We start from the raw sequence: 21,005 nt of genomic DNA, 5'->3' as shown, positions 1-21,005 counted from the left end.
TTTTCCTCCCGCATTCGTCCGCGCACAGGGGCGGATTTTGCCTCGCGCCCCGAAATCCGGAAAATGCTCTGGCATTTTCACGGATTTAACGCCCGCAGCCTACCCTACGGCATAAATCCGCCCCTGCACGCTAGTTGCGTACCTTACGGGAATCTCGTACCAGCCGTACCCCCTTTGCGTGGGGGAGAAGTTTTATCCGAGCAGGCTAGGCGGGGATCTGGCGGTTCTTGTTCCCGCTGAGCCCCTTACTTAGGTGGTACCAGCGAGCGGGGAGCCTGGGTTTTATCCGAGTGGGTGCGGTGGGCATAAGAATTCGGAAAACGCCGCTACGTTTTCCGAATTTCTTGGGCGGGAGGAAAAACCCAGGCTCCACGCGGTAACTACAAGAAAAACCAAATGATGACTATTGGTTACGCTCGCGCCAATGAGGGGGCATTTCGGATAGGTAGTCTATTTCCGGGTGCTGATTAGCAGTTTCTTGGCGCTCATCTTGATCCGCGGTTCGATCTGCGCTTTCCTGCCAGGAAGTAGGTTTACCTTCGCGGATGCGCCGGCGATCCACCTCGGAGTAGGTACGCGCTGCCGGATGCTTCATAGTTAAGCGTTCCGGGTGACGACATTCTTCAAGATCGTTTCCACCTGACCATCTCGGCGCTGCAAACCTAGCTCATTAAAGAGCAGCTCCACTTCTTCATCCACGCTGCGAGTCTTGTCATCAGAACGAATCCAGGCGAGCAGATCATCAAGCTGGTCATCACCATAAGCAGTTAGGGGCAACCCTCGGGAGATGGCGGGACGCTGTATGCTCCGATTGCCTTCGCTGGCCTCCTGCCGTGAAACAGGAGAGGCAGCCGGAAGTGGTGGTACCGCTGGCTTGGGCGCAGGGGAGGCAGCAGGCGCGGGAGCTGCCGCTGCTTGGCGTTGTGCCTGCGCTTTTTTGCGCTCTTCAACCACATCAACCACCAAATCTAGTAGCTGTTGAGCCTGTGCGGCTGGATCCATAAATACCGCGGTGGAATAGACGATGCTGACCACCCATCCGTATTCTTTGAGCCTTTGCCGCCAGTGCCGTTCGCGGCGCCGCAAAGATTTCTCAGCTACATAGTCCGGGTTGTCGGTAAGCACCGCCACTAGTAGTTCGTCGGGATAGTCTGGATGCCCGATGGCTAAGGGAATCCGCATGCCGTTCTTCGGTCCTAAGTTGGGAATCACGGTCAGCCCCACGGAATAGAGCCGTTCCGCTAGATCAAGCAACAAACGATCAGGTTGAGATTCTTCCTCCCCCATCGCCTGCGCGGCCTCAACTGGCCCTACAGTTTGGGCTTCGGCTCGGGCAGCCTGTAGCAAATCGTAAAGCATCTGGGAGCCCGGGTGATGCAGACGTTGCGGGTCAATAGCTTCCGGTGCCATCGACGACACCAAAGATAGCTCTTTACGCACCATAGAAACTGCGTCTACCAGTAGCGCCGTACCGTCAGCTGCCGAGATAACTCCAAAGTCATGGAGTACTTGACCGTGGGGAGTTTTGGCGAAACCTACCGATAAAATCACGTGGTCGCGACGTAAACCTGCTGCTCCGGCTGCGTCAACTATCACGAAGGGTTCTTCTTGATTACTACCCAGGAATTTATCTAGCTGTGGGTTACGAGCGACTTCACTCATAATCGCGGCACTGATTCGCCGGGCATGTTTGACCGTCAAAGCTACCACCCCCAAAGACTCTTTGCTTTGGGTCTGGGCGTGCAAGCAAACCTGTCGCACTACCTCCTCAACTTCCTGGGCAGAGGTTTCGACGCATTGGGCACCGGGAGCAGGCATTCCACGTCCATCGACTACTGTCAAAGTCACCGGGCGGGAGGGGCGCGGCACGGTCACCGGCATCACGTCCCGCCCATAGTCGTGATCGGCTAGGAACGATGCCACCCATTCATTTACTCGAGATCGGGTAGGAGGCGCGGTTAGCTGCGGGAATATCCCCGCAAACTCCGAGATGGTTCCTTGCTCACTGCGGCGCACATCCCCTACGACTACCACTTGTTTTGCTCTCGCAATCGCGGGAATGACTTCTGCCAAGTCGGTGTTTTCCACTCCGTCCAGCACCAGCAAATCCACGGGGTGATCATTACCGAGAATCTGGGGTACCAGCACCGGAGGAATCGCGCGAATCGGACGCAACCGCTCCACAATCGGGAATTGCCCGATTACTTCTGGCAGATCGCTGCGGGCATCTTTCAATACTTGTTCCAAGTCAGAGACCGTTTCGGACTGGGTGTCTACCAGTTTGGCTACCTGGTGACGCACTTGGCGCAAGACTTGTTCCGACAGCGAGTTCACCTGGGCAAGATCGAGTTCACGCAGGCGCGTAGATAACTCGGCAAGGCGTTCTCCATCAAAATGAGCCAGGCGGTCATCTAGACGCAGCATTTCTGCCAAGGCTGATGCCCACCAGGAAAGGTCTAGCTCTGCACGCAACAAATCGAAAGGAACCCGGCGTTCTCGCAGGTCATCTACCAATTCATCGAGACCTAAATCGTGAAGTTCTTTCAGAATCGCTACCCGCTGCGGAAGGCGCTCGGCTCCTTGTTCATCTTGAGACAAGTTATCCATCAAACTTGCTAACTCGTCGAGAGGCATTTGCATTAAATCGCCAAATCCAGTGGAGAAGAACGGCTGTATGCGCGTGATATGGCCGCGTAGCGCCTCCTCTGCTTTTTGCATCTGGTCAAGCCGCCCTGGTAACACTGGCCAGCCACCACCGGGAGAGTATTCGCGCCAAATACGACGTTGCTGTTGTACTCTAATCAGTTCCCGATGTAGATCTTCTACTTTTCGGCCGGGCCGCACCATGTCTTTAGCCTGTTTAATTAGGCGTCGACGCTGGGATTCCTTCATATTGAGCGCGCGTTCTTTACGCCATTTCTTGGTAGCGGTGGCGATCACCATATCGGCAGCTGAGCGCTCGAAAATTTGAGGCTTAAACACATCCATGGCTTCGCGCAAACCGTCTAACATGCGTAACTGGTCATGCCATTGGTTAAGGTTCTTGGCACGCAGCAGCCCGGTTTCTTTTTGGGCGCGATCAATATCTGCACGCACCTGCGGCAACATGCGACCCGCTAACTGGTTGACCCCCTCGACTGCGGTGTCAACCATTTCGGGGGAAGAAATTACTACCGAATGCCACGGATTGGTTGCCCGTGTCTGGGAGAAAATTCCTTCTTCTGCGGCTTGTGCCAGTAACTCTTGGGCACGTTTAGCACCATCGGAGGCAATACGATGCAAAGTTTCTAGGTCAAAACGGACTTTAGTGCGCGGTCCGGGCTTCATAGAAGTCAAATCTGCCAGAACCTGCAAGGCGTCATAGGCGGACACCTGCCAGGGGTCGCGCTTACGATGCAGCTGCTCCATATAGCCACCCAGCTGGGAACGCACCTGCGTCAGTTCGTTACGCATCTTTATAGTGACTTCGTCAGCCGCCGGATCCGCTGATTCCACCGGAGCGCTTAAAGATTCCAGCAACTTGGCGGGAATGAGGTCACGCCAACGGCTGCGACTGGACAAATCCAGAGTGAGACTCTCTAGCCCCAGACGATTAAAATACCCCAACACCTGTTGTAGGCGACGCCGCGCCCCCGGCACATAGGCAATGGTGCGCCCCGCACTGGCAGCGTCAGCTAATATTGCTGCCACCGTGGAAGTCTTTTCCGATTCCGGAGGCGCATCTAGCAGTAGATTTGCCCCGGAAGCCACCGCATCTAACACGTTATGCTGCGCGGGATCCAAATCCCCTACCCCATGCTCGGCCAGAGGATCCCGGTCGGTCAACACTGGTTGCGGTAGCGGAGAAAGCACCTTCCCAACGGCATCTACATCTCCGCAAAGAGCCGCAGTCACGTCCGACTGTTCCAATAGATCTTGATTGAGCGCAAAGTCTTTGACCAGGTTGGAGAGAGGATGCAGGTATTGCCCTACGGTAAGCGAATCATAGAGGTCAAATCCCAGCAGGTGCCGCAATCCCAGACGTCGCAATTCGTGCAGAGCATTGGTGGGGCTAAAAGCTACTTCTGCTTGCAAACCTTGCAGAATGGAAACAATTTCTGCCTGCTCACCCTTCTCCCGCAGCGCTGCTTCCAGAGGCGGCCATACTTCTACTGCACTATCTAGAGTAATCAGCACGTCCTCATCAGCGGTTAAAGACAGCTCTACCGGGCAAAGTAATGCCGGTCCGGTAATAGTACGCGGCTCGCTAGCACGCACTTTTTCAATATCGTAAACCGCGCTATCTTCCGCCTGTTCCTTAGCAGCATCTTCACTGCTAGAGACGACACTTTCTGCATTTACCGCCGTGGCAGCGGTTGCCGACATTTTCGTGGTCGAGGACGCAGATTTGCTCGCGGCGCGTTCCCAGGCGGCTCCTAAGGTGCCGCCTTGCCGCCAGGAGGCAGTGCCGATCGCAAGATAAACCGGCGCGCTACCATAACGGGATTCGCGGTCTCGAGAAGCAGACAGTACCTCGCGAGCCCGAATCCGGCAATGAGACAGGGCACGCGGTTCGCGTACCAGATTAGATAACCGAGTCGGACGCCCTCCATATAACTGCGCTAAACCTCCGGGGTGGGCAGCAGACAGCTCTAGGTAGCCGGAGGAGGTCTCCTCAGCGATCGTATGCTCTAAGCTGGCGTTCCAGTACGACAACATCTCTTCTACCAGCTGCTTACGGCTTTTAGGTGTCGCTGGTTCCGCGACGGCCTCGCTAGTTGGGTCTTCCGTTGTGGTCATCTCAGTTTCCGGGTTAAAGCTCACGATGCCACCATACGCGAAAGTAGGGGTTTGCCCTGGTTGCCATGCCCTAAGATAACGAAAACGACAATTCTCACGTCTCGGTTTTCCCTCGATAAGCCGGACTGCAATTTTGAGCCCGCTCAACCAGTGTTATCCTAGACTGGCTGAGGCGCTGACGGCCGCCTTGCGCCCTCGTAGCTCAGGGGATAGAGCACCGCTCTCCTAAAGCGGGTGTCGGACGTTCGAATCGTCTCGGGGGCACTATTTGATGGCGGTATGTACGGCGCCATCTTCCTCTAAAAACCGCTTTGGCCAGGTACCACGAGGACGAGCCTCGGGCTACCTGGCCAAGTAGAGTTAACTACCGGTTTAGAACATCACCCGCAATACGCTCACCGTAATCGCGGAAATAACCGCTGCGGCCGGCAAGGTAATCACCCAAGCCAGTGCAATCGGTTTCATTAATGACCAGTTAGCAGCTTTATTAACGATCCCGATCCCGAGCACTGCACCAATCAAAATGTGGGTGGAGGAAACCGGCAGCCCCAGCAGCGAGGAACCCATAACTACCGCCGCAGCCGATAGCTCTGCCGCGAATCCCGAGGCCGGGTGCATTTCGGTAAGTCCAGATCCTACGGTCTTAATAACGTAGCGGCCAATGAACCACAGCCCCGCAATCAGGGCGATCCCCAAGGTGAGCATGACTGCTCCCGGGACAGCGCTTTCTGTGGAAATACCACCGGTACGCAAGACGTCTAGCACCGCGATGAACGGGCCAATAGCGTTGGCGATATCGTTCGATCCATGCGAGAAAGCGAACGCGGAAGCGGTAAAGACCTGCATCCATGAGAACAACAGGAAGGTTGATCGGGAAAGGTCACGCCGCTTGAGGGAACGGGCAAAAATGAATACTGCCATCCAAACTGCTGCCGCCAACATTGTCAGGATCAGGACATTCCCCAACATAGATAGGTTGATATCCAGGTTATCCAGCCCTTTAAACAGCATGAGAGAACCAATGATGATCGCTCCAAATGCCGCTAACAATGGCACCCAAGTATCTAGAGCTTTATGGGCGTTGACATCATCTTTTTCGCGGTTGATACGTTCTAGCTCTTTGAAGTAGTCAGATTCCAGATCAGAGGGATCATAGTCCCCCATATTCATGGTGGTGGCGTCGCGTACCATCGCGTTGGTGTAGGAAACCTGCTGGATTTCATTGAGCCGCTCAAACCAGGCCTTATGGCGAGTACGCAGGTCTGCACGTTCCTGCTTGATTTCACGTAGACGCTGGTCGGCACGTTCATTGTAAACCAGGATCGAGGATTTAATAGATTTGAACAAAATATAGGCCACTACCCCACCCAATACCGGGGACAGCACCCAGGAGATCGCGATTTTCCCGATGCCTCCCCATTGCACCATGTTCCAACCCCCAGTATGAGTGGTAAATCCTACCGTGAGGGCAGCCCCAACGATGCCGCCCACAATGGAGTGGGTGGTAGACACCGGCCAACCCATACGGGTCGCTAACAGCAGCCATACTGCTGCCCCTAGCAGGGAAGAGGTCATGATTAGCGCAAAGTCCATAGCCTGCAGATTCGAGATTGCCGATAGGTCTACGATTCCCGAACGCACCGTATCGGTTACTTCTCCCCCCGCAATTACTGCCCCGGACACCTCAAAAATCGCGGCCACCACTAGGGCTTGTTTCATTGACAGGGTCCCCGCACCAACGGAGGTTCCAAAGGAGTTCGCTACATCGTTACCACCGATATTAAAGGCCATGAACACGGCGAAGGCAATAGTTATTACTAGCAGTAACGCTTGATCGGTTTCTCCTACATAATCGAAAGCCCAAAAAATGAACCAGATGGCACTGCCCAAGAGCAGGCCACCGAAAGCCAAGTGCCAGTACACATCTTTTTTCGCCAGTTTTTGGAAAAAAGTCAGCTGTCCCAAAGGTTCTTCTACCTCTGCAGGAGGCATATCAGTTTTAGTCACGGGATTAACTCCCTCCAGATGAGAAATATTAACTTTCACCTGGAAGCTAACAACCTAAGGTTACCTATGGGTTAACAAAGCGGAACCGCAGGGAAAACTACCAAGAGGAAGGCTAATCCAAGAAATATGGGAATACCTGCTATTTCACTAATTTTTACGCTGAAACACCGGTGTATGTACCTGGAAGACTGTCCTAGGTTCCGGTGTCGCGCGACTGGTTATCCATAATCCGTTGGCGCTCCGCGCGTTCCTTCCGACGCCGCATCGCCCGCTCTCGAGGTCCTTCGATGCTGACAAAGGGGCGGGAGGCGCGCAGGGTAACGTCTACTTTCCAATGTCTCCACAGCCAAAACCCCACTATCAGCGCAACCAGTAAGGAAGCGATGGCACCCACCCCTAGTGACCAACGTGGCCCCCAATGTTCGGCTACCCAACCGATTATTGGCGCTCCTATCGGGGTGGTTCCCAGGAAGAAGAGGAAATAGATAGACAGTACCCGCCCTCTGATTTCTTCCTCGGTAGAAACTTGGATAGCAGCATTTGCGCAGGTAAGCAGATTCAACATTACGAATCCGGTGGGGATCAGTAACAGTGCGAAGATTTCGTAGGTGGGAGCCAGTGCCAGCGCACCCTCTAAAACTCCAAATAGGACGGCGGATACCACTACAGTAAATACGCGGGGCTGGCGCCGCCGGGCAGCTTGCAGGGCTCCCGCGAGGGCGCCGATCGCCATAATCGAGCCCAATAAGCCATATTCACCTGCACCTTTACCGAATACTCGGGTGGCCATGACCGCTTGGGTTAGCTGGAAATTTAGCCCCAAGGCGCCCACTACCGTAAGGATGGCGATAATCGCTTTAATGTCGGTACGGTTTTGCACATAACGCAACCCTTCGCGCATCATCCCCTTGGTGCGCGAACTCTTTTCCGGACGATAAAGCCGAGCAGGATCCATCAGCGCCAGGCTGAGGACCGGAACGATAAAGAGGACGAAGTTGGCGATAAAAACCCAGCCCGGACCGATACCAGCGATCACAAATCCGGCGAGTCCCGGACCGATCAGACGTGCCGAGTTGAAGGCGGTAGAGTTTAACCCCACCGCATTAGGGAGGTCTTCTTTAGTGACCAGTTCGGATACGAACGCTTGCCGCGCCGGGGAGGTTAGGCAGTCTGCAACTCCAGTTATCAGGGCTATTATGTAAATATGCCAGAGGGCGGCTACTCCCGTAAGCAGTAAAATTCCGGTTATCAATCCGCAGAGGGCAACGACGCATTGGCAGATCTGGATAATGTGGCGTCGATTGAAGCGGTCAGCCACCATTCCGGCCGGTATCGACAGCAATAACTGCGGCAGGAATTGCAGCGCAGTGACCACCCCGACGGCAAATCCGGATTGGTCGGTGAGTACCATCAACACCACCCAGTCTTGGGCGACTCGTTGCATCCAGGTGGCGGTGGAAGCAAAAATATTAGATATCCACCAGATCCGATAGTTGTGGTATTTGAAGGAGGTAAATGTGCGCAACAAATCTACCTCCTCAAACCTTGCAATCTTTAACCCTGTTATTTACCCTAGTCCTCTTGGAATACTATCCGCAGCTTTCCACGCTTTAAGCGTAGTTACGGCGGCAGGTAGCCCATGCCAACCGGCCCAGTTAACCGCGCGGCTTGTTTTAAGGCTGACCGCTTGGGGGAAGCTCCGTTTTGTGTCTTCCTGGGCGGTTGCTGGCCGGACCGTCGGCTGTCACGGTACATGTTCCTCATGTTAGGCATTTCTGCTTTTTGTCTGCCGGGGGTCTTAAACCCTGCAAAAGAGGCTACGGTAAATAGAGGCAATCAAAATGAGGGTTTTGCCGTTAGCCTCGGATTGTTTTGAAGCTATCAACAGTTGCGGTAGAGCAACTAGTGACCGGATGCACGCGAATGGTTTTTGCCGCTAACCTTGCTGTCCGTTAAACTATGGGGGTGCTTTGACATTGGAGATGTCGCATAGTGGCCTAGTGCGCTCCCCTGCTAAGGGAGTTGGGGTGGATAGCCCCTCGAGGGTTCGAATCCCTCCATCTCCGCTGGTAAATACGGTTTAACCGTATCACGCTTGCTCGACTAATAACTTTTGTCCAAGAAAGCTTCCCGGGAGGAACACTCTATTCAATCACTTGCTAGTGACTAACGCTCAGTCTTTAGGCAAGAGTGCACGCCTTGTAGAAAACATTCCCCAGATTAAGCGACCTGCAAGGATTTGAATTTTTTGTACGCCCCCGCTCGGGTCATTCCTAGATAGTCACCTATCATTTCCCAAGTTGCCCCCTCTGCCCTAGCGGTGCTTACCGCTTGGGCAATAGCGGCTTTGGCGCGTTCTTCTGCCTGGATAGCTGCTGCCAGTTGTGTAAGTCCTTTACCGCGATAGACGGAAGCTACCGGGTCAGGCCCTGCCCCATTGTTTGCGTTCTCAATCTCATCGAGCATATCTTCGATAGTCCGCTTACTCACGGCTTCCTCCTTAAGTATTTCGGTCTTGCTTTCATCGCATGAAATATGACTTGGTTTCGGAGTCCTAGTTCCAGAAGTGTGCCATCTGTGCCAGCTCCCACCAATATGCGGTATCCATCCATAGGGAATACATCTATAGGGTTATTTACTGCGTGGAGCATGTCTATGGTTCTAACGCCATGTTTATAGGCGCTTTCTTTGATCTCCACACTGTTAACTATAGTAAACAAGCCTCTCGCTATGTCAACCAATGGAAACAAAATTCTAGGTTTTATCTGGCTCCTTTTCTAATCTCTCAATTGTGACTGCCGCTTTGCGGGTCGGACAGGTGGGTTAATACCCGAATGGGGGTGCGTATTTATTTTGGGGTTAATACCCAAAAGGGTGTGTGGCCGGAATGTTAGAGAGTGGTTTAGTATCCTGCCCTGCCCTCGCGGGTGTGGAGAGATCTGAAAAGCACACTTGACAGAATCCCCCCCCCCGCGAGAATCAAATGTAATGAACAGTGAAAATAATTCGGAGAATTATGGGCATTAGCCCAGAATTATTGACCCATTTTTGGCAATACACCGCTTTATTCTCATCTTTCAGGTAATGATTTGTGGGGTTCAGATTAACCATAGAATCCTGCAGATTCATTTAGTGTCCGCATCTATGGAAAGTAAGTACTCATGTCAGAAAATCAGCCTCTGGAAGTTCAGAATCCTCAGGGACAGTTTACGCAGCCAGCGCCAACTCCGCAGAAGAAATCGGGGCTAGGAATTGCGTCTCTGGTTCTTGGAATTGTTGCGATAGTCGGTTCTTGGATTCCAATTCTTAATAACATTTCTTTCTTGTTAGCCATTATCGGTCTGATCCTGGGAATCGTAGGGATTTTCTCTATACGCAAAGGAAAAGTAGGAGGGAAAGGTCTTACGATCGCTGCCATTGTTATTAACGTTATTGCGATCGTAATCGTTGTTTGTACTCAATGGGTGTTCGGAAAAGCGCTTGATGAGGCCACAAAAGACCTCAATTCTGGGTCTACCGTTGTCGCTACCAGCGAGAAAGCAGACGCCGGAGACTCCAAGAAGACCGATAAAAATGCAGACAACAGCAAGCTGGCTGTCGGAAATGCCGTTACTTTAGACAATGGTTTGCAAGTATCGGTAGATTCAAAAACAGAAAAAACTGATCAGGTTGGCGACAAATATCTGCTCGTTACGGTTACTTACAAAAATACCGGGTCTGAACCAGTAGATTATAACGAGTTTGACTGGAAGCAAACGTCTGATTCAGGGAATATGAAGGATCCCGAAATTCCGGTTCTGGACGAAGAATCCCTAGGTGATGGATCCTTAAAAGCTGGTGGAACCGTGACCGGGATTGTTCCGGTTAAAGCTGACGCTGCTAGTATTTCCTACTTTGGAAATATCTTAGACAAAGAAGCTTTGGCTACCTGGCTACTAAAATAGCTTCTAAATAATACCTGTTTTTCGTCAGTCGTTTTTGGCTACCTATTTCCGGTTAGTTAACTGAGTAATAATTGTCCCCGGGCTTATTCAGCCCGGGGACAATCTTTTAAATACTTGCGGATATTTGAATTCTAGATTTCTTGAGTACGGCGACGACTGGCGGCGACCAGTCCCACTCCAGTGATTACCGCTAGGGAGTTCAACGCCAACAAGGTAGTTATCGATACTCCGGTTACCGGCATTTGCTCGCCGGCAGCCGGTTTCCCGGTGTTAACCTCTTTAACTACGACAGTTTTAATGGTCTTCTTTCCTTTGGGGTTCGTCGACAGTTGCTCGCCTACTTCGAATTGGAAGCTGGCACGCTCACCCCATTCGTTGGTAGCGATAATGGTGTGGATACCTAGCTCCCGTGGTGCCTGCACGGACACCACGAATTCGCCTTTACCTACCGCCGGATGTACCCCCAGATCAACTACGGTTGAATGCATAGTGACCTGGTTCTGACTACTAGGGCTAAATCCAGTGAAACGTACCTGGAACGTAGTACCAGGGAGGAACTTGCTCTGCCCATTAACCGATTTGGCTGCCTGTACCTGATGGTAGAGGTGGTATTCTGCCTGGGCAGCTGCCAGCTTGGCTTGAGCTTCCCGATTAACCGCGGTGGCTTCCTCCAAGATATCCTGCGCAGCTTGAGCCAGTCTCGCGAGTTCATCTGCTTCTTTCTGCGCCTCCTCGGCAGCGGTAGCTGCGTCACGATAGGTAGTAAAGGAAGCGGGCAATCCCAGGTTGTTGAGATCGCTATCGGTAGCATCCAGACCATTGTCCAAAGCATTCTGCCCATCGATAGCCGCTAGTTTATCCGCTAGTGCCTGCTTGGTTTCCGCTTGTTTTTGCAGGTCGTCAGCTACCTTAGTGACGGCTCGCAATTCTTTATTAGCTTTTTCGGCGACAGCTTCAGCCTGTTGTAGGTCTTGCTCCGCCTTTTGAGCTTTTCCAGCTGCCTGATCGTGAGCTATCTGCTGTTCGACAAGCGGATTTAACGCCTTTTGCGCGTTAGCACGCTCGCTTTCAGCCCGGTTGGCCGTCTCCGCCGCCTGCTGGTTTGCTGATTTTGCGTCCTCGAGAGTCTTATCTGCTGCCGCTTTAGCTTCCTGTGCCTGCTGGAGTGCCTGGGTGGCCGTTTCTAGCTGGGTGGCAGCTGCTTGAGCTGTGGCTTGCGCCTGGGTCAAAGCTGCTTTAGTCTCGGCCAACTCTTGCTGCGCATTTCCTAACGCCGTGCCTTTAGCTAGCTCTTCTAGTTCTTTCTCCTTCTCTAGTTGTGCTGCTTCTTTGTCTTTAACATCCTGCTTTGCCGTTTCCAGGGCTTTCTGCGCGGCCGTTACGTCGGCTTTAGCGTTCTCGAGGGCGCTCTTAGCGTCAGTAACAGCCTCTGTAGCTGCCTGCACTGCCTGCTCTTTTTCCTTAGCCCCGCCCTCGGCAGCCTTCTTATTGTTCTCTGCCGTCGCAACCTTCTCTTTTTCGCTTTCTACTGCCGCAGCGGCGTCAGCTTCTTTGCTTTGAGCGCCCTTCCAGGCATTATCCTTTTCCTGGGTTTTAGCTTTAGCGGATGCAAGCGCGTTTTCGGCAGGCGCTATCTGATCACCTGCGGTCTTCGCCGCTGCCTGCAGGGCTACCAGTTTTGCTTTCGCCTCCTGCAGCTTCTTCTGCACGTTCTGCAGATTAACCGAGTTGTAGTACTCCATAAACCGTTGTTCGTATTCATCAACGGTATAGGTTTTTTCTCCCTGCCTGACTCCGCTATAGACTTCGCCCCAAACAGCTCCATATTTAATCCCCTCGCCTGCTGCACCAGCAAAACCGGTGGCAGTGGAGTGACCTACGATATTGAGGTAATGCCCTACATCGGAATATATGCTGGGGTACTTCTGATAAATCTGATACGAGGACATATTCGCCATATCGGGGTGCTGTTTCAAAGCTTCTTCATAGATGGATTTCTCGTCGTACCATCTAAATACCGGATCACTCTTGCCCCATGCTAGGTTTTCTGCCACTCCAAAGGCACTAGAGTGCTCAATCTGGTACCTCGACCAGTTAGCTTGCGCTTGAGCAATCGCCATTAAGCGGTCAGTAATCACGTAATCATCAAGCTTTTCACCATTGCGTCCGCCTTTGGCGCGATATTGATTGACTACTCGCACCCAGGCAATGGCCTCTTTCATATTGTCTAAATTGGTGGTGTCATTGGCGGCTCCGGGTTTCAAAGTGCCGTTCACCAAGGTGCCATCATCAGCGGTAGTGGTTTTATCATTCAAAATCTCAAGAGCATCCGTGGCCCCTACGCTTTCGAAGAACCCGAAGCTGCCTTGCCTGAATTTTTCGTCAGCTTCTTTCACCGCTTTTTCAGCGTTTGCTACTTCTGCTTCGGCCGCTTTTACCGCTGCGTCGGCTTGCTGTTTCTTTGTCTTCGCTTCTTCGAGATCTTTTTCTGCTTTAGTTTGTGCAGCTTTAGCCTCATCCGCAGCCTTCTTGGCAGCCGCAGTTTCACCCTGGCGGGACGCTAAAACCGCCTCAGCTTTACTCTGCTCTGCTTGCGCGGCTTTTACCTGTTCCCCGGCAACCTGCACTGCCTGGTCTGCAGCAACTTTATCTTTCTGAGCTTGCTCAACTGCTACCTGTTTTAATTGCAGCTCGTTTTGCGCAGCCGGGACTGCCTGTTGAGCGTTTTCTAGCTCTATTTGCCGTTGCTCAACATTGTTCTTAGCTGCCGTCACCTGTGCTTTAGCTGCCTCTACCGCTGCCTGTGCGTCTTGCAGCGCTTTTTGCGCTGCGTCCGCTTTGGCGTCTGCCTCTTGTTTGGCTTTTTCAGTGGCCGCTACCTTGTCCTTGGCTGCCTGCAGCTGCCTCGCATCGGGAGCAGGATTATCCGCGACTGCTTTATCTGCTTCCGCCTTTGCTTGCTCGGCTTTAGTCAGAGCTTCACCCGCAGCTTTTGCGGCGCTCTCGGCAGCTGTTTTCTTCTCATTTGCTTTATCAAGCAGGCTGGCAGCATCACTTGCCGCTTGCGCGCTCTCTTTTTGTGCTTTAGCTAGGGCATCGAGGGCGTCTTGCTTCGCCTTTTCACTGGCTGCAGACTTTTCTCCGGATTTTTCGGCAGCTTCCTGCGCTTTCTTTGCAGCTACTTGCGCTTGAGTTTCCGCCTCTGCAGCCTTATTTGCGCTCTCTTGGGCGGTATTCTTCGCGGATTCCAGGTTCTTTTCCGATTGAATTTTTGGATTGGTTTGCTGATTTTGCTGTTCACCGCTCGCGGGATCAGCGGGCACGGTAGGCTCGGGAGCGGCTTGCGCGATCCCAGTAGCCGGTAGAGTTCCCGCCAATGCCAAAGCGAATCCGGTAGCAGTTAGTTTCGCGGCATGCTGCTTCATTGCTCGTAAATCTCCTTTAGGTCACCCCTCAATGACCTATCTCAACCCTCAACTTTGAAAATGGAGTGCCCACTAGCAGTGATGAAAATCACCAGGACAAACGGTTAAAATTTTATCAGATTGAGCAATATTCCTCAACGGACGTAAGTCTCACTAGCACTGCGGAGGGAAAACCTTCCCTTGCTATCAGCTTTGAACTGCCCCTACCACCAGCGCTAAAATAAAAATCCTCAGTGCCAGCAAGCACTGAGGTTTTGAGCTCCCCCAACTGGATTCGAACCAGTAACCCTTCGATTAACAGTCGAATGCTCTACCGTTGAGCTATGGGGGATCGACTTGAATAAGCCTACCGTGAGAGGGCGAAAACTTCCTAATCTTCGCGTCTCAGAACAATTCCCAATTTCTGTTCCCATTCGCTCACTACTGAACGCAAATACTGCTGGTCATCGGGGTTTTGAAAACTAGATATCGGCGGATGTAAACGTAAATTGCGGTTATCGTCACGCAATATCTGTGCGCTAACTCTCTGTCCGGAAGGCAGCTCTAGAGGGGTAATAAACACCTGCGCCTCGCTCAGCGCCTCCCGGATGATGTCCATGAAGTTGTGTTTGGGAGCTTCAATCGGGGTAAGAACCAGATCTTTGCCCTCATGGAAAACAATCCGCAGCGTTCCCGCCTCGCTATCCCAGCGGGCGTGAGAAACTTCATCCCAGCCAAAACGCGACTTTACCTGCCCAGATTCCACTTCAGTTAATGCCTGCATGGTCACAACCAGGAAGCGATCCTCCGCTACCGTTAGGAATTCAAAAACTCTATCCGAGGAGGTCAAGACGGCTTTTACCGCATCCGGGATCCTGCGCCCCCGCAATTTTCGCAAAATGTTAGTCACGTTCCCCACCCTAGACAAAATTCAGTATTCTGCCCACCATCCGGTAGGCTAGATTCGCCCCGTTAGCTCAGTTGGTTAGTAGCAGCGAACTCATAATTCGTGGGTCGCGGGTTCAAGTCCCGCACGGGGCACCCCTGCCTTCCCGGTTTCCAACGTCCTCGGCCTCTATATTCAGCGGTGATGAGGGCGAGTTTGCACCCTCATCACCACCAGCGATTATCCCCGTTAAGCTCGCAAAGTCGCCTTGAACTTCTTCGCGGTAGCCTTAATAATCCGGGTGCGCACCGCTTGAATCTCACCGGCACTCAGCGTGCCTTCCCGGGAGCGAATCTTCACCGAGAACGCCAGTGACTTCTTACCCGTACCTAGCTGCTCACCGCTGAAAACATCGAAGAGACGTACCTCTTCCAACAGATCTCCCGCCTGTTTCTCAATCACCTGTTGTACGTCAGCCGCGGGAATATCCGCATCGACTACCAGCGCAAAATCTTCTTTCGCGGGCGGGAAGGACGATACTGGCTTCACCTGCAAATCTTTCTTCGGCATCGCGGCAGTGAACTTCTCGAAGTCGATCTCGAACGCGCAAGCTGATTCCGGCAAGCCAAAGTTGCGGCAAACCGCCGGGTGTAGCTGGCCTGCCAACCCAACGCAGGCGCCCCGCACTACGATCCGCGCGCACCGACCGGGATGGAAAGGCGCGACGGCCTCCGGCGAGTCAGGCTCCCCCATCATATTGTCGTTAGCTACCCGCTGGCGACCATCTTTACCTTGCACGCGCATCGGTACCGCCAAAGTTTGCGCCACCATACGCACGAACTCCACTGCGTCCGCCCAATCGTAAGAGCGTCCACCGCCCAGTGCGCCGGCCAGTTCTGCCTGTCCCACTAGCACTCCAGCAATATGTTCTGGCTGGTAAGGAACGCCCTTTTTGAGGGCGCGCTGCTGGTCAGGATCCGGTTTTCCCGCTACCCCGAAAGAACCGGTTAGCTGCGTTCCCATTCCTCGGGTCACTAAACCGGTCTCAAAGATCGCGCACTGCGCATTACCGCGGGCGATATTGCGCTGGGCTACCCCCAGCAAAGTATCAAGCAGCGAAGTGCGCAGCAACGGTTGGTCGTCCGCCAGCGGGTTGGCCACCCGCACCGCTTGACGCCGTACATCCTTTTCTCCTAGCAGTTCGCTATCAAACACGTCCTCGGAAATAAAGGGATAGGAAAGCACCTGCACCAAGCCGCCTTGCGCGAGCGCCCGCCCCACGTCACGGCGAGCCCGCTGCTTAGGGGTGTATCCTCGGCCGGCAATTGGGCGCGGCCTGCGCGAAGGAATCGTGTCATAGCCGGCCAGGCGAGCAATTTCTTCTACCAGGTGCGCCGGTCCGGTCAGATCGGGACGCCAAGAAGGCGGCTGGGCAATAACATTGCCGTCCTCCACCCGTACTTCACAGCCCACATCTTTTAGCAGACCAGTGATGGTTTCCTGATCATATTCCACCCCGGTTAGCCGTGCCGGTTCATGCAGCGGCATTACGATTTCCGCGAACGGCTCGGTGTTATTGAGGTCGCTGACTCGCCCACTGTCGGTGCCCCCGCCGTATTCCACCAAAATGTCCACTACCCGCTGGGCAGCTACCGGAGCTACCTCGAAGTCCACGCCGCGTTCAAAACGTTTGGAGGCTTCGGTGGGCAGTTTATGTCGCCGCGCAGTACGCGCAATCGAAGTGGGCTGGAAATGCGCCGCTTCTACCATCACGTTCACCGTATCGGCAGTCACCTCGGTGGAGGCGCCTCCCATTACTCCTGCCAAGCCCAGCACGCGGGAGCCCTCTGCACCTTCCGGGGAGTCGGTGATCAGTAAATCTTCGGGATCCAGGCTGCGCTCTACCTCATCAAGAGTAGTTAGCTTTTCGCTGGCTTTCGCCCGGCGAACTACGATCGGTTCGCACACTTTATCCAGGTCATAGGCGTGCAGGGGCTGCCCCAAATCCAGCATCACATAGTTGGTGGCATCGACTGCTAAAGAAATAGAACGCATTCCTGCCTGCTCTAGGCGGCGCACCATCCAGTCAGGAGTGGCCGCCTGCGCATCAATGCCGGTCACAATGCGAGTCACAAACCGGTCACACCCAACCTTGCCGTTAATCGCAGCCTCATCTGCGACTTTAACCGCAAATCCATCCGCGGTTACCGCCGGGACTGACCCGGAAAGCAGATTCTCTGCCAAGCCCAGGTCGGTAAACTTAGCGCCGGTGGAATGGGCGTATTCGCGCCCCACCCCGCGCATTGCGAAACAGTAGCCGCGATCGGGAGTGATATTGATTTCTAGGGTTTCTTCCCCTAATCCCAGCAGTTCAATTACCGATTCTCCGGGAGCAGGTAGCTCCCCGGCTGCGGCCTTTTCTGGCAGCAACTGTTCCAGGACGATAATGCCGTTATGGTCATCACCAATCCCCAGTTCCCGCTGAGAACAAATCATCCCGTCAGAAACATGACCATAGGTTTTACGGGCAGCAATCTGAAAATCACCGGGCAAAACTGCTCCCGGCAGCGACACCACCACTAAATCTCCAACTTTAAAGTTGTGAGCGCCGCAAATAATTCCGCGACTGGGCAGGTCGGAGGGCTCTTTGCCTTCCCCGGGACGGTCATTAAATTTTCCCACATCTACTCGGCAATAGTTAATAACTTTCCCATTGGATTGTTCTTTGGCGTCCAGGGTCAAAACCCGCCCTGCCACCAAAGGTCCGGTTACCGCGGCGGGATGGATGGCTTCTTCTTCCAAACCTACCTTCACCAGGTCATAGGAAAGCTGTTTGATATCCGTGCCTGGCACTACCTCGACGTGATCTTTAAGCCAATCAAGCGCTACAAATGGCATTGCTAGTTTCCCCTTCCGGTAGTGCCGAACTGTTTAGAAAATCGCACGTCACCCTCGACAATATCGTGCATATCGGTGATTCCATGCCGCAGCATCAAGGTGCGTTCAATGCCCATCCCGAAGGCGAACCCAGAATAAACATCCGGGTCAATTCCGCAGGCTACCAGTACATTCGGGTTAACCATGCCGCAACCGCCCCATTCGATCCAGCCCGGGCCGCCTTTCTTTTGCGGGAACCACAGATCCATTTCTGCGCTGGGTTCAGTGAAAGGGAAGAACGAGGGACGCAGCCGGGTTTTCGCTTCCATCCCGAACATAGATTGTGCGAAGTGATCCAGGGTACCTTTCAGATCCGCCATAGTCAGACCTTTATCGACTGCCAGCCCCTCTACCTGGTGAAATACCGGGGTGTGGGTGGCGTCTAGTTCATCGGCGCGGAATACTTTTCCCGGGCAGGCAATATAAACTGGCACTCCTCGCGATAGCATTACTCGCGCCTGTACCGGCGAAGTGTGGGTACGCAACACCAAGTTGCCATCCCCGGGGTTTTCTCCTCCCAAGGAACGTCCATCTATATAAAGAGTGTCTTGTTCTTGCCGGGCCGGGTGATCCGGATCAATGTTGAGGGAATCAAAGTTAAACCATTCGTGCTCGACTTCCGGGCCTTCCGCGATTTCCCAACCCATAGACACGAAAAAGTCGGAAATATCTTCCATCAGGGTTTCGAGGGGATGGCGGGCTCCCTGCGGGTAGCGCTGCGCCACCTGGGTTACATCCAGAGCTTCCGCCGCCAGGGTTTGGGCTTCTTTTTCCTTTTCGAGGGCACAGCGCCGCTGATCATACGCGGCGTGCAACTGTTTCTTGGCACCGCCCAGATTCTTTCCCGCCTGAGCTTTGTCTTTCTTTTCGAGGTTGCGAATCTCCCGGTTAGCCAGGATGATCGGGGCGTTATCCCCCAGGTGCGCTCCCCGCGCTCTCTTTAAATCTTCTAGTGAGCCCGCCGCAGAAAAATCCGCTTTCGCGGCCTCAACTGCCCGAGCTATCCCCTCTTGATCTAACGGAGAAATAGGTGTGGTCGCCTCAGACACTGGTTCACCTTTCTTGAATAATTCTTTCCCTTTATGTCTTCCACTCTAGTTGCCGAGCAAATTCCGGGGTAATTTACGCTCGCTAAGCGAAACTCTTAGAGATTTCACGCCTGTTGGGGCATTAAAAACCCAAGATTATCGGTATGAACGCCATTAATATGTAGAATGGAATCACACTTGCAATTGAGGAGGCATTTTGGCGACCCTAGCTGGAAAAACGAAAGTTGATCTCGTTGTGCCCTGCGTTGATATCGGCGCCATTAATTATGCTTTGCTGCGCGATATGACGGTGCTGCTAGCCCAGGCCGGGGTTAGCGTGATTTGCACCGTTCACCTCGAAGATCATCCGGAAAATCTGATTTCCACGATTAAGGAAACCGACGCGGCAGTTTTACCGCTCCTGCCTTTAGATCAGAACACTCTGGAACAGCTAGAACAGTGTGGATCTACGGTTCTTGACTCCTTGACGCAGGGCAAGGATCGGCAAAATCCAACCAGTTTAATGACCTTCCAAATGGTGAAAATCCAGGTAGATGCCTTGGCTTCACGTAATCGACGCAACTTGGCTTTCGTGCATTGGCGCGGAAAATACCCGGAAGAGACCGCTACCGTTTACTACTTCTTTGCACAAATGGCTTGCCAGGCGGCGGGACTTTCTGCGCCCACCCAACTGGTACTTCCCCAAGATCCAGAGAACATTCCTTCCTATCTTTTGGGGGCCTTGCAAAAACATCCAGGCTTAGATGGGTTCTGCGCGATTGATGATATGGCCGCCATGGCGATTGTTCATGGCCTGCGCGAATGCGGCAAGATGGTTCCCCAGGACGCTTCGGTAGTTGGGGGATTCGATTCGCCCTCGGGGCAGGTTTCCCGTCCGCCCCTAGCATCGGTGGTAGTAGATACCCCGGCTTTGGCCTATCAAGAGTTAATGCATATCGCGCAGCGCGAGGGCGGCGATCTAGATTTAGGCAAAGCCCCCAGCGGTCAGATTTTGCAATACGTTGCTCGCGAGTCTGTGTAGAGTCTTCTTCACTAAGTGAGCCCGGCCGGTCAATAACCCGCCCCTGCCCGCGTAGGATAGAAGCATGAATGAATATCCAGGACTTAGCCTAAAAGAACTTGCAGAACGCGCCCCATTAGGTAATCAGGAAGCCGGAAAAATCAGTCCCGAGCTTGACGTACCTAAAAATATCGAACGCCCGGAGTACCTTTTCCATGACGGCCCTGAAAAGGTAACTGCTTCCGACACCAAATCCGCGGAAACGGTGGAAAAAATTCGCGCCGCCGGACAGATCGCGGCCGATGCCCTCGCAGCGGTAGGTAAAGCGATTCGACCCGGGATAACTACGGATGAACTCGATAGAATCGGTCACGAATATATTGTTTCTCAGGGAGCATACCCGTCTTGCCTGAGGTATATGGGTTTTCCAAAATCGCTGTGTACCTCGGTGAATGAAGTTATTTGTCACGGGATCCCGGACGATAAACCCTTACAGGAAGGCGATATTGTCAACGTGGATATCACCGCCTATAAAGACGGAGTACACGGGGATACCTGCGCCATGTTTAGCGTCGGTCAGGTAGATAAAGAATCTGAGTTGTTGATGGAACGCACCTATAACGCGATGATGCGCGGGATCAAGGCCGTGAAACCAGGGCGGGAAATAAACATTATTGGGCGAGTAATCAGCGCCTACGCGAAGCGATTCCGTTATGGAGTGGTACGTGATTTTACTGGTCATGGCGTGGGAGAGGCGTTCCATTCCGGTCTGATTGTTCCTCACTATGATTGCGCACCCTCCTATAACACCGTAATGGAGCCGGGAATGGTGTTTACTATCGAACCGATGCTCACTTTAGGTACAATCGACTGGGAACAGTGGGACAATGGCTGGACAGTAGTAACTAAGGATCGTTCCCGAACTGCCCAGTTTGAACACACCGTTGTGGTAACTGAATACGGAGCAGAAATATTGACTCTGCCCAGCAAGGAGTAACA

General features: G+C 53.2%; 12 protein-coding genes and 4 tRNA genes. 6 read left to right on the top strand and 10 right to left on the bottom strand.

Annotated elements, in window-relative coordinates; all coding sequences use genetic code 11:
• Positions 1 to 403 precede the first annotated feature (403 nt).
• The gene (locus RDM26_RS05240; protein WP_307737955.1) at positions 404 to 595 is read right to left on the bottom strand and encodes a hypothetical protein; all 192 of its coding nucleotides are present in this window, start codon (positions 593 to 595) and stop codon (positions 404 to 406) included.
• A 2-nt stretch (positions 596 to 597) separates the two neighbouring features.
• The gene (locus RDM26_RS05235) at positions 598 to 4,779 is read right to left on the bottom strand and encodes a DNA helicase (RefSeq protein ID WP_307737954.1); all 4,182 of its coding nucleotides are present in this window, start codon (positions 4,777 to 4,779) and stop codon (positions 598 to 600) included.
• 191 nt (positions 4,780 to 4,970) lie between these two features.
• Here RDM26_RS05235 and RDM26_RS05230 point away from each other — a divergent pair.
• A tRNA-Arg gene (locus RDM26_RS05230) sits at positions 4,971 to 5,043 on the top strand.
• Between the two features lie 108 nt (positions 5,044 to 5,151).
• On the opposite strand, the gene RDM26_RS05225 is transcribed toward RDM26_RS05230, so the two are convergent.
• Positions 5,152 to 6,786, bottom strand: coding sequence for an inorganic phosphate transporter (locus RDM26_RS05225; RefSeq protein ID WP_307737953.1), 1,635 nt, complete (start codon positions 6,784 to 6,786; stop codon positions 5,152 to 5,154).
• A 193-nt stretch (positions 6,787 to 6,979) separates the two neighbouring features.
• Positions 6,980 to 8,314: an MFS transporter gene (locus RDM26_RS05220; RefSeq protein WP_307737952.1), complete on the bottom strand. Its 1,335-nt coding sequence runs from the start codon at positions 8,312 to 8,314 to the stop codon at positions 6,980 to 6,982.
• A gap of 450 nt (positions 8,315 to 8,764) precedes the next feature.
• Between RDM26_RS05220 and RDM26_RS05215 the strand changes: the two genes are divergently transcribed.
• A tRNA-Ser gene (locus tag RDM26_RS05215) sits at positions 8,765 to 8,852 on the top strand.
• A gap of 154 nt (positions 8,853 to 9,006) precedes the next feature.
• On the opposite strand, the gene RDM26_RS05210 is transcribed toward RDM26_RS05215, so the two are convergent.
• Complete coding sequence (locus tag RDM26_RS05210) at positions 9,007 to 9,276, bottom strand: hypothetical protein (RefSeq protein ID WP_307737951.1); 270 nt, start codon at positions 9,274 to 9,276, stop codon at positions 9,007 to 9,009.
• 671 nt (positions 9,277 to 9,947) lie between these two features.
• Here RDM26_RS05210 and RDM26_RS05205 point away from each other — a divergent pair.
• Complete coding sequence (locus RDM26_RS05205; protein ID WP_307737950.1) at positions 9,948 to 10,730, top strand: DUF4352 domain-containing protein; 783 nt, start codon at positions 9,948 to 9,950, stop codon at positions 10,728 to 10,730.
• A gap of 131 nt (positions 10,731 to 10,861) precedes the next feature.
• Here RDM26_RS05205 and RDM26_RS05200 read toward each other — a convergent pair whose 3' ends face one another.
• From RDM26_RS05200 to RDM26_RS05190, 3 genes are all read right to left on the bottom strand, one after another.
• Positions 10,862 to 14,155: a hypothetical protein gene (locus RDM26_RS05200; RefSeq protein WP_307737949.1), complete on the bottom strand. Its 3,294-nt coding sequence runs from the start codon at positions 14,153 to 14,155 to the stop codon at positions 10,862 to 10,864.
• Between the two features lie 259 nt (positions 14,156 to 14,414).
• Positions 14,415 to 14,486, bottom strand: a tRNA-Asn gene (locus tag RDM26_RS05195).
• Between the two features lie 39 nt (positions 14,487 to 14,525).
• A complete protein-coding gene (locus tag RDM26_RS05190; RefSeq protein ID WP_307737948.1) occupies positions 14,526 to 15,044 on the bottom strand; it encodes a hypothetical protein in 519 nt (172 codons plus the stop codon).
• A gap of 56 nt (positions 15,045 to 15,100) precedes the next feature.
• On the opposite strand from RDM26_RS05190, the gene RDM26_RS05185 reads away from it, so the two are divergent.
• A tRNA-Ile gene (locus RDM26_RS05185) sits at positions 15,101 to 15,175 on the top strand.
• A gap of 94 nt (positions 15,176 to 15,269) precedes the next feature.
• Here the strand turns inward: RDM26_RS05185 and pheT are convergent.
• Together pheT and pheS are read right to left on the bottom strand one after the other, a co-directional pair.
• The gene (gene pheT / locus RDM26_RS05180) at positions 15,270 to 17,918 is read right to left on the bottom strand and encodes a phenylalanine--tRNA ligase subunit beta (protein ID WP_307737947.1); all 2,649 of its coding nucleotides are present in this window, start codon (positions 17,916 to 17,918) and stop codon (positions 15,270 to 15,272) included.
• A gap of 2 nt (positions 17,919 to 17,920) precedes the next feature.
• On the bottom strand, positions 17,921 to 19,006 hold the full coding sequence (pheS, locus tag RDM26_RS05175; protein ID WP_307737946.1) for a phenylalanine--tRNA ligase subunit alpha: 1,086 nt from the start codon (positions 19,004 to 19,006) through the stop codon (positions 17,921 to 17,923).
• A gap of 196 nt (positions 19,007 to 19,202) precedes the next feature.
• On the opposite strand from pheS, the gene RDM26_RS05170 reads away from it, so the two are divergent.
• Positions 19,203 to 20,027 (top strand): substrate-binding domain-containing protein, encoded by an 825-nt coding sequence (locus tag RDM26_RS05170; RefSeq protein WP_307737945.1) that lies wholly within the window; start codon positions 19,203 to 19,205, stop codon positions 20,025 to 20,027.
• Between the two features lie 64 nt (positions 20,028 to 20,091).
• Positions 20,092 to 21,003: a type I methionyl aminopeptidase gene (map, locus tag RDM26_RS05165; protein WP_307737944.1), complete on the top strand. Its 912-nt coding sequence runs from the start codon at positions 20,092 to 20,094 to the stop codon at positions 21,001 to 21,003.
• Positions 21,004 to 21,005 lie beyond the last annotated feature (2 nt).

The sequence above is a fragment of the uncultured Varibaculum sp. genome (assembly GCF_902489465.1).
Classification (GTDB): Bacteria; Actinomycetota; Actinomycetes; order Actinomycetales; family Actinomycetaceae; genus Varibaculum.
The sequence above is the reverse complement of the archived record's forward strand: the minus strand, read 5'-3'. Positions and strand labels throughout refer to the sequence as shown.

Bases quoted from the DNA above. Each gene is read 5' to 3' on its own strand.
- RDM26_RS05235 (WP_307737954.1), bottom strand. From the start codon at position 4,779: ATGACCACAACGGAAGACCCAACTAGCGAGGCCGTCGCGGAACCAGCG.
- map (WP_307737944.1), top strand. From the start codon at position 20,092: ATGAATGAATATCCAGGACTTAGCCTAAAAGAACTTGCAGAACGCGCC.
- RDM26_RS05200 (WP_307737949.1), bottom strand. From the start codon at position 14,155: ATGAAGCAGCATGCCGCGAAACTAACTGCTACCGGATTCGCTTTGGCA.
- RDM26_RS05205 (WP_307737950.1), top strand. From the start codon at position 9,948: ATGTCAGAAAATCAGCCTCTGGAAGTTCAGAATCCTCAGGGACAGTTT.
- RDM26_RS05240 (WP_307737955.1), bottom strand. From the start codon at position 595: ATGAAGCATCCGGCAGCGCGTACCTACTCCGAGGTGGATCGCCGGCGC.
- pheT (WP_307737947.1), bottom strand. From the start codon at position 17,918: ATGCCATTTGTAGCGCTTGATTGGCTTAAAGATCACGTCGAGGTAGTG.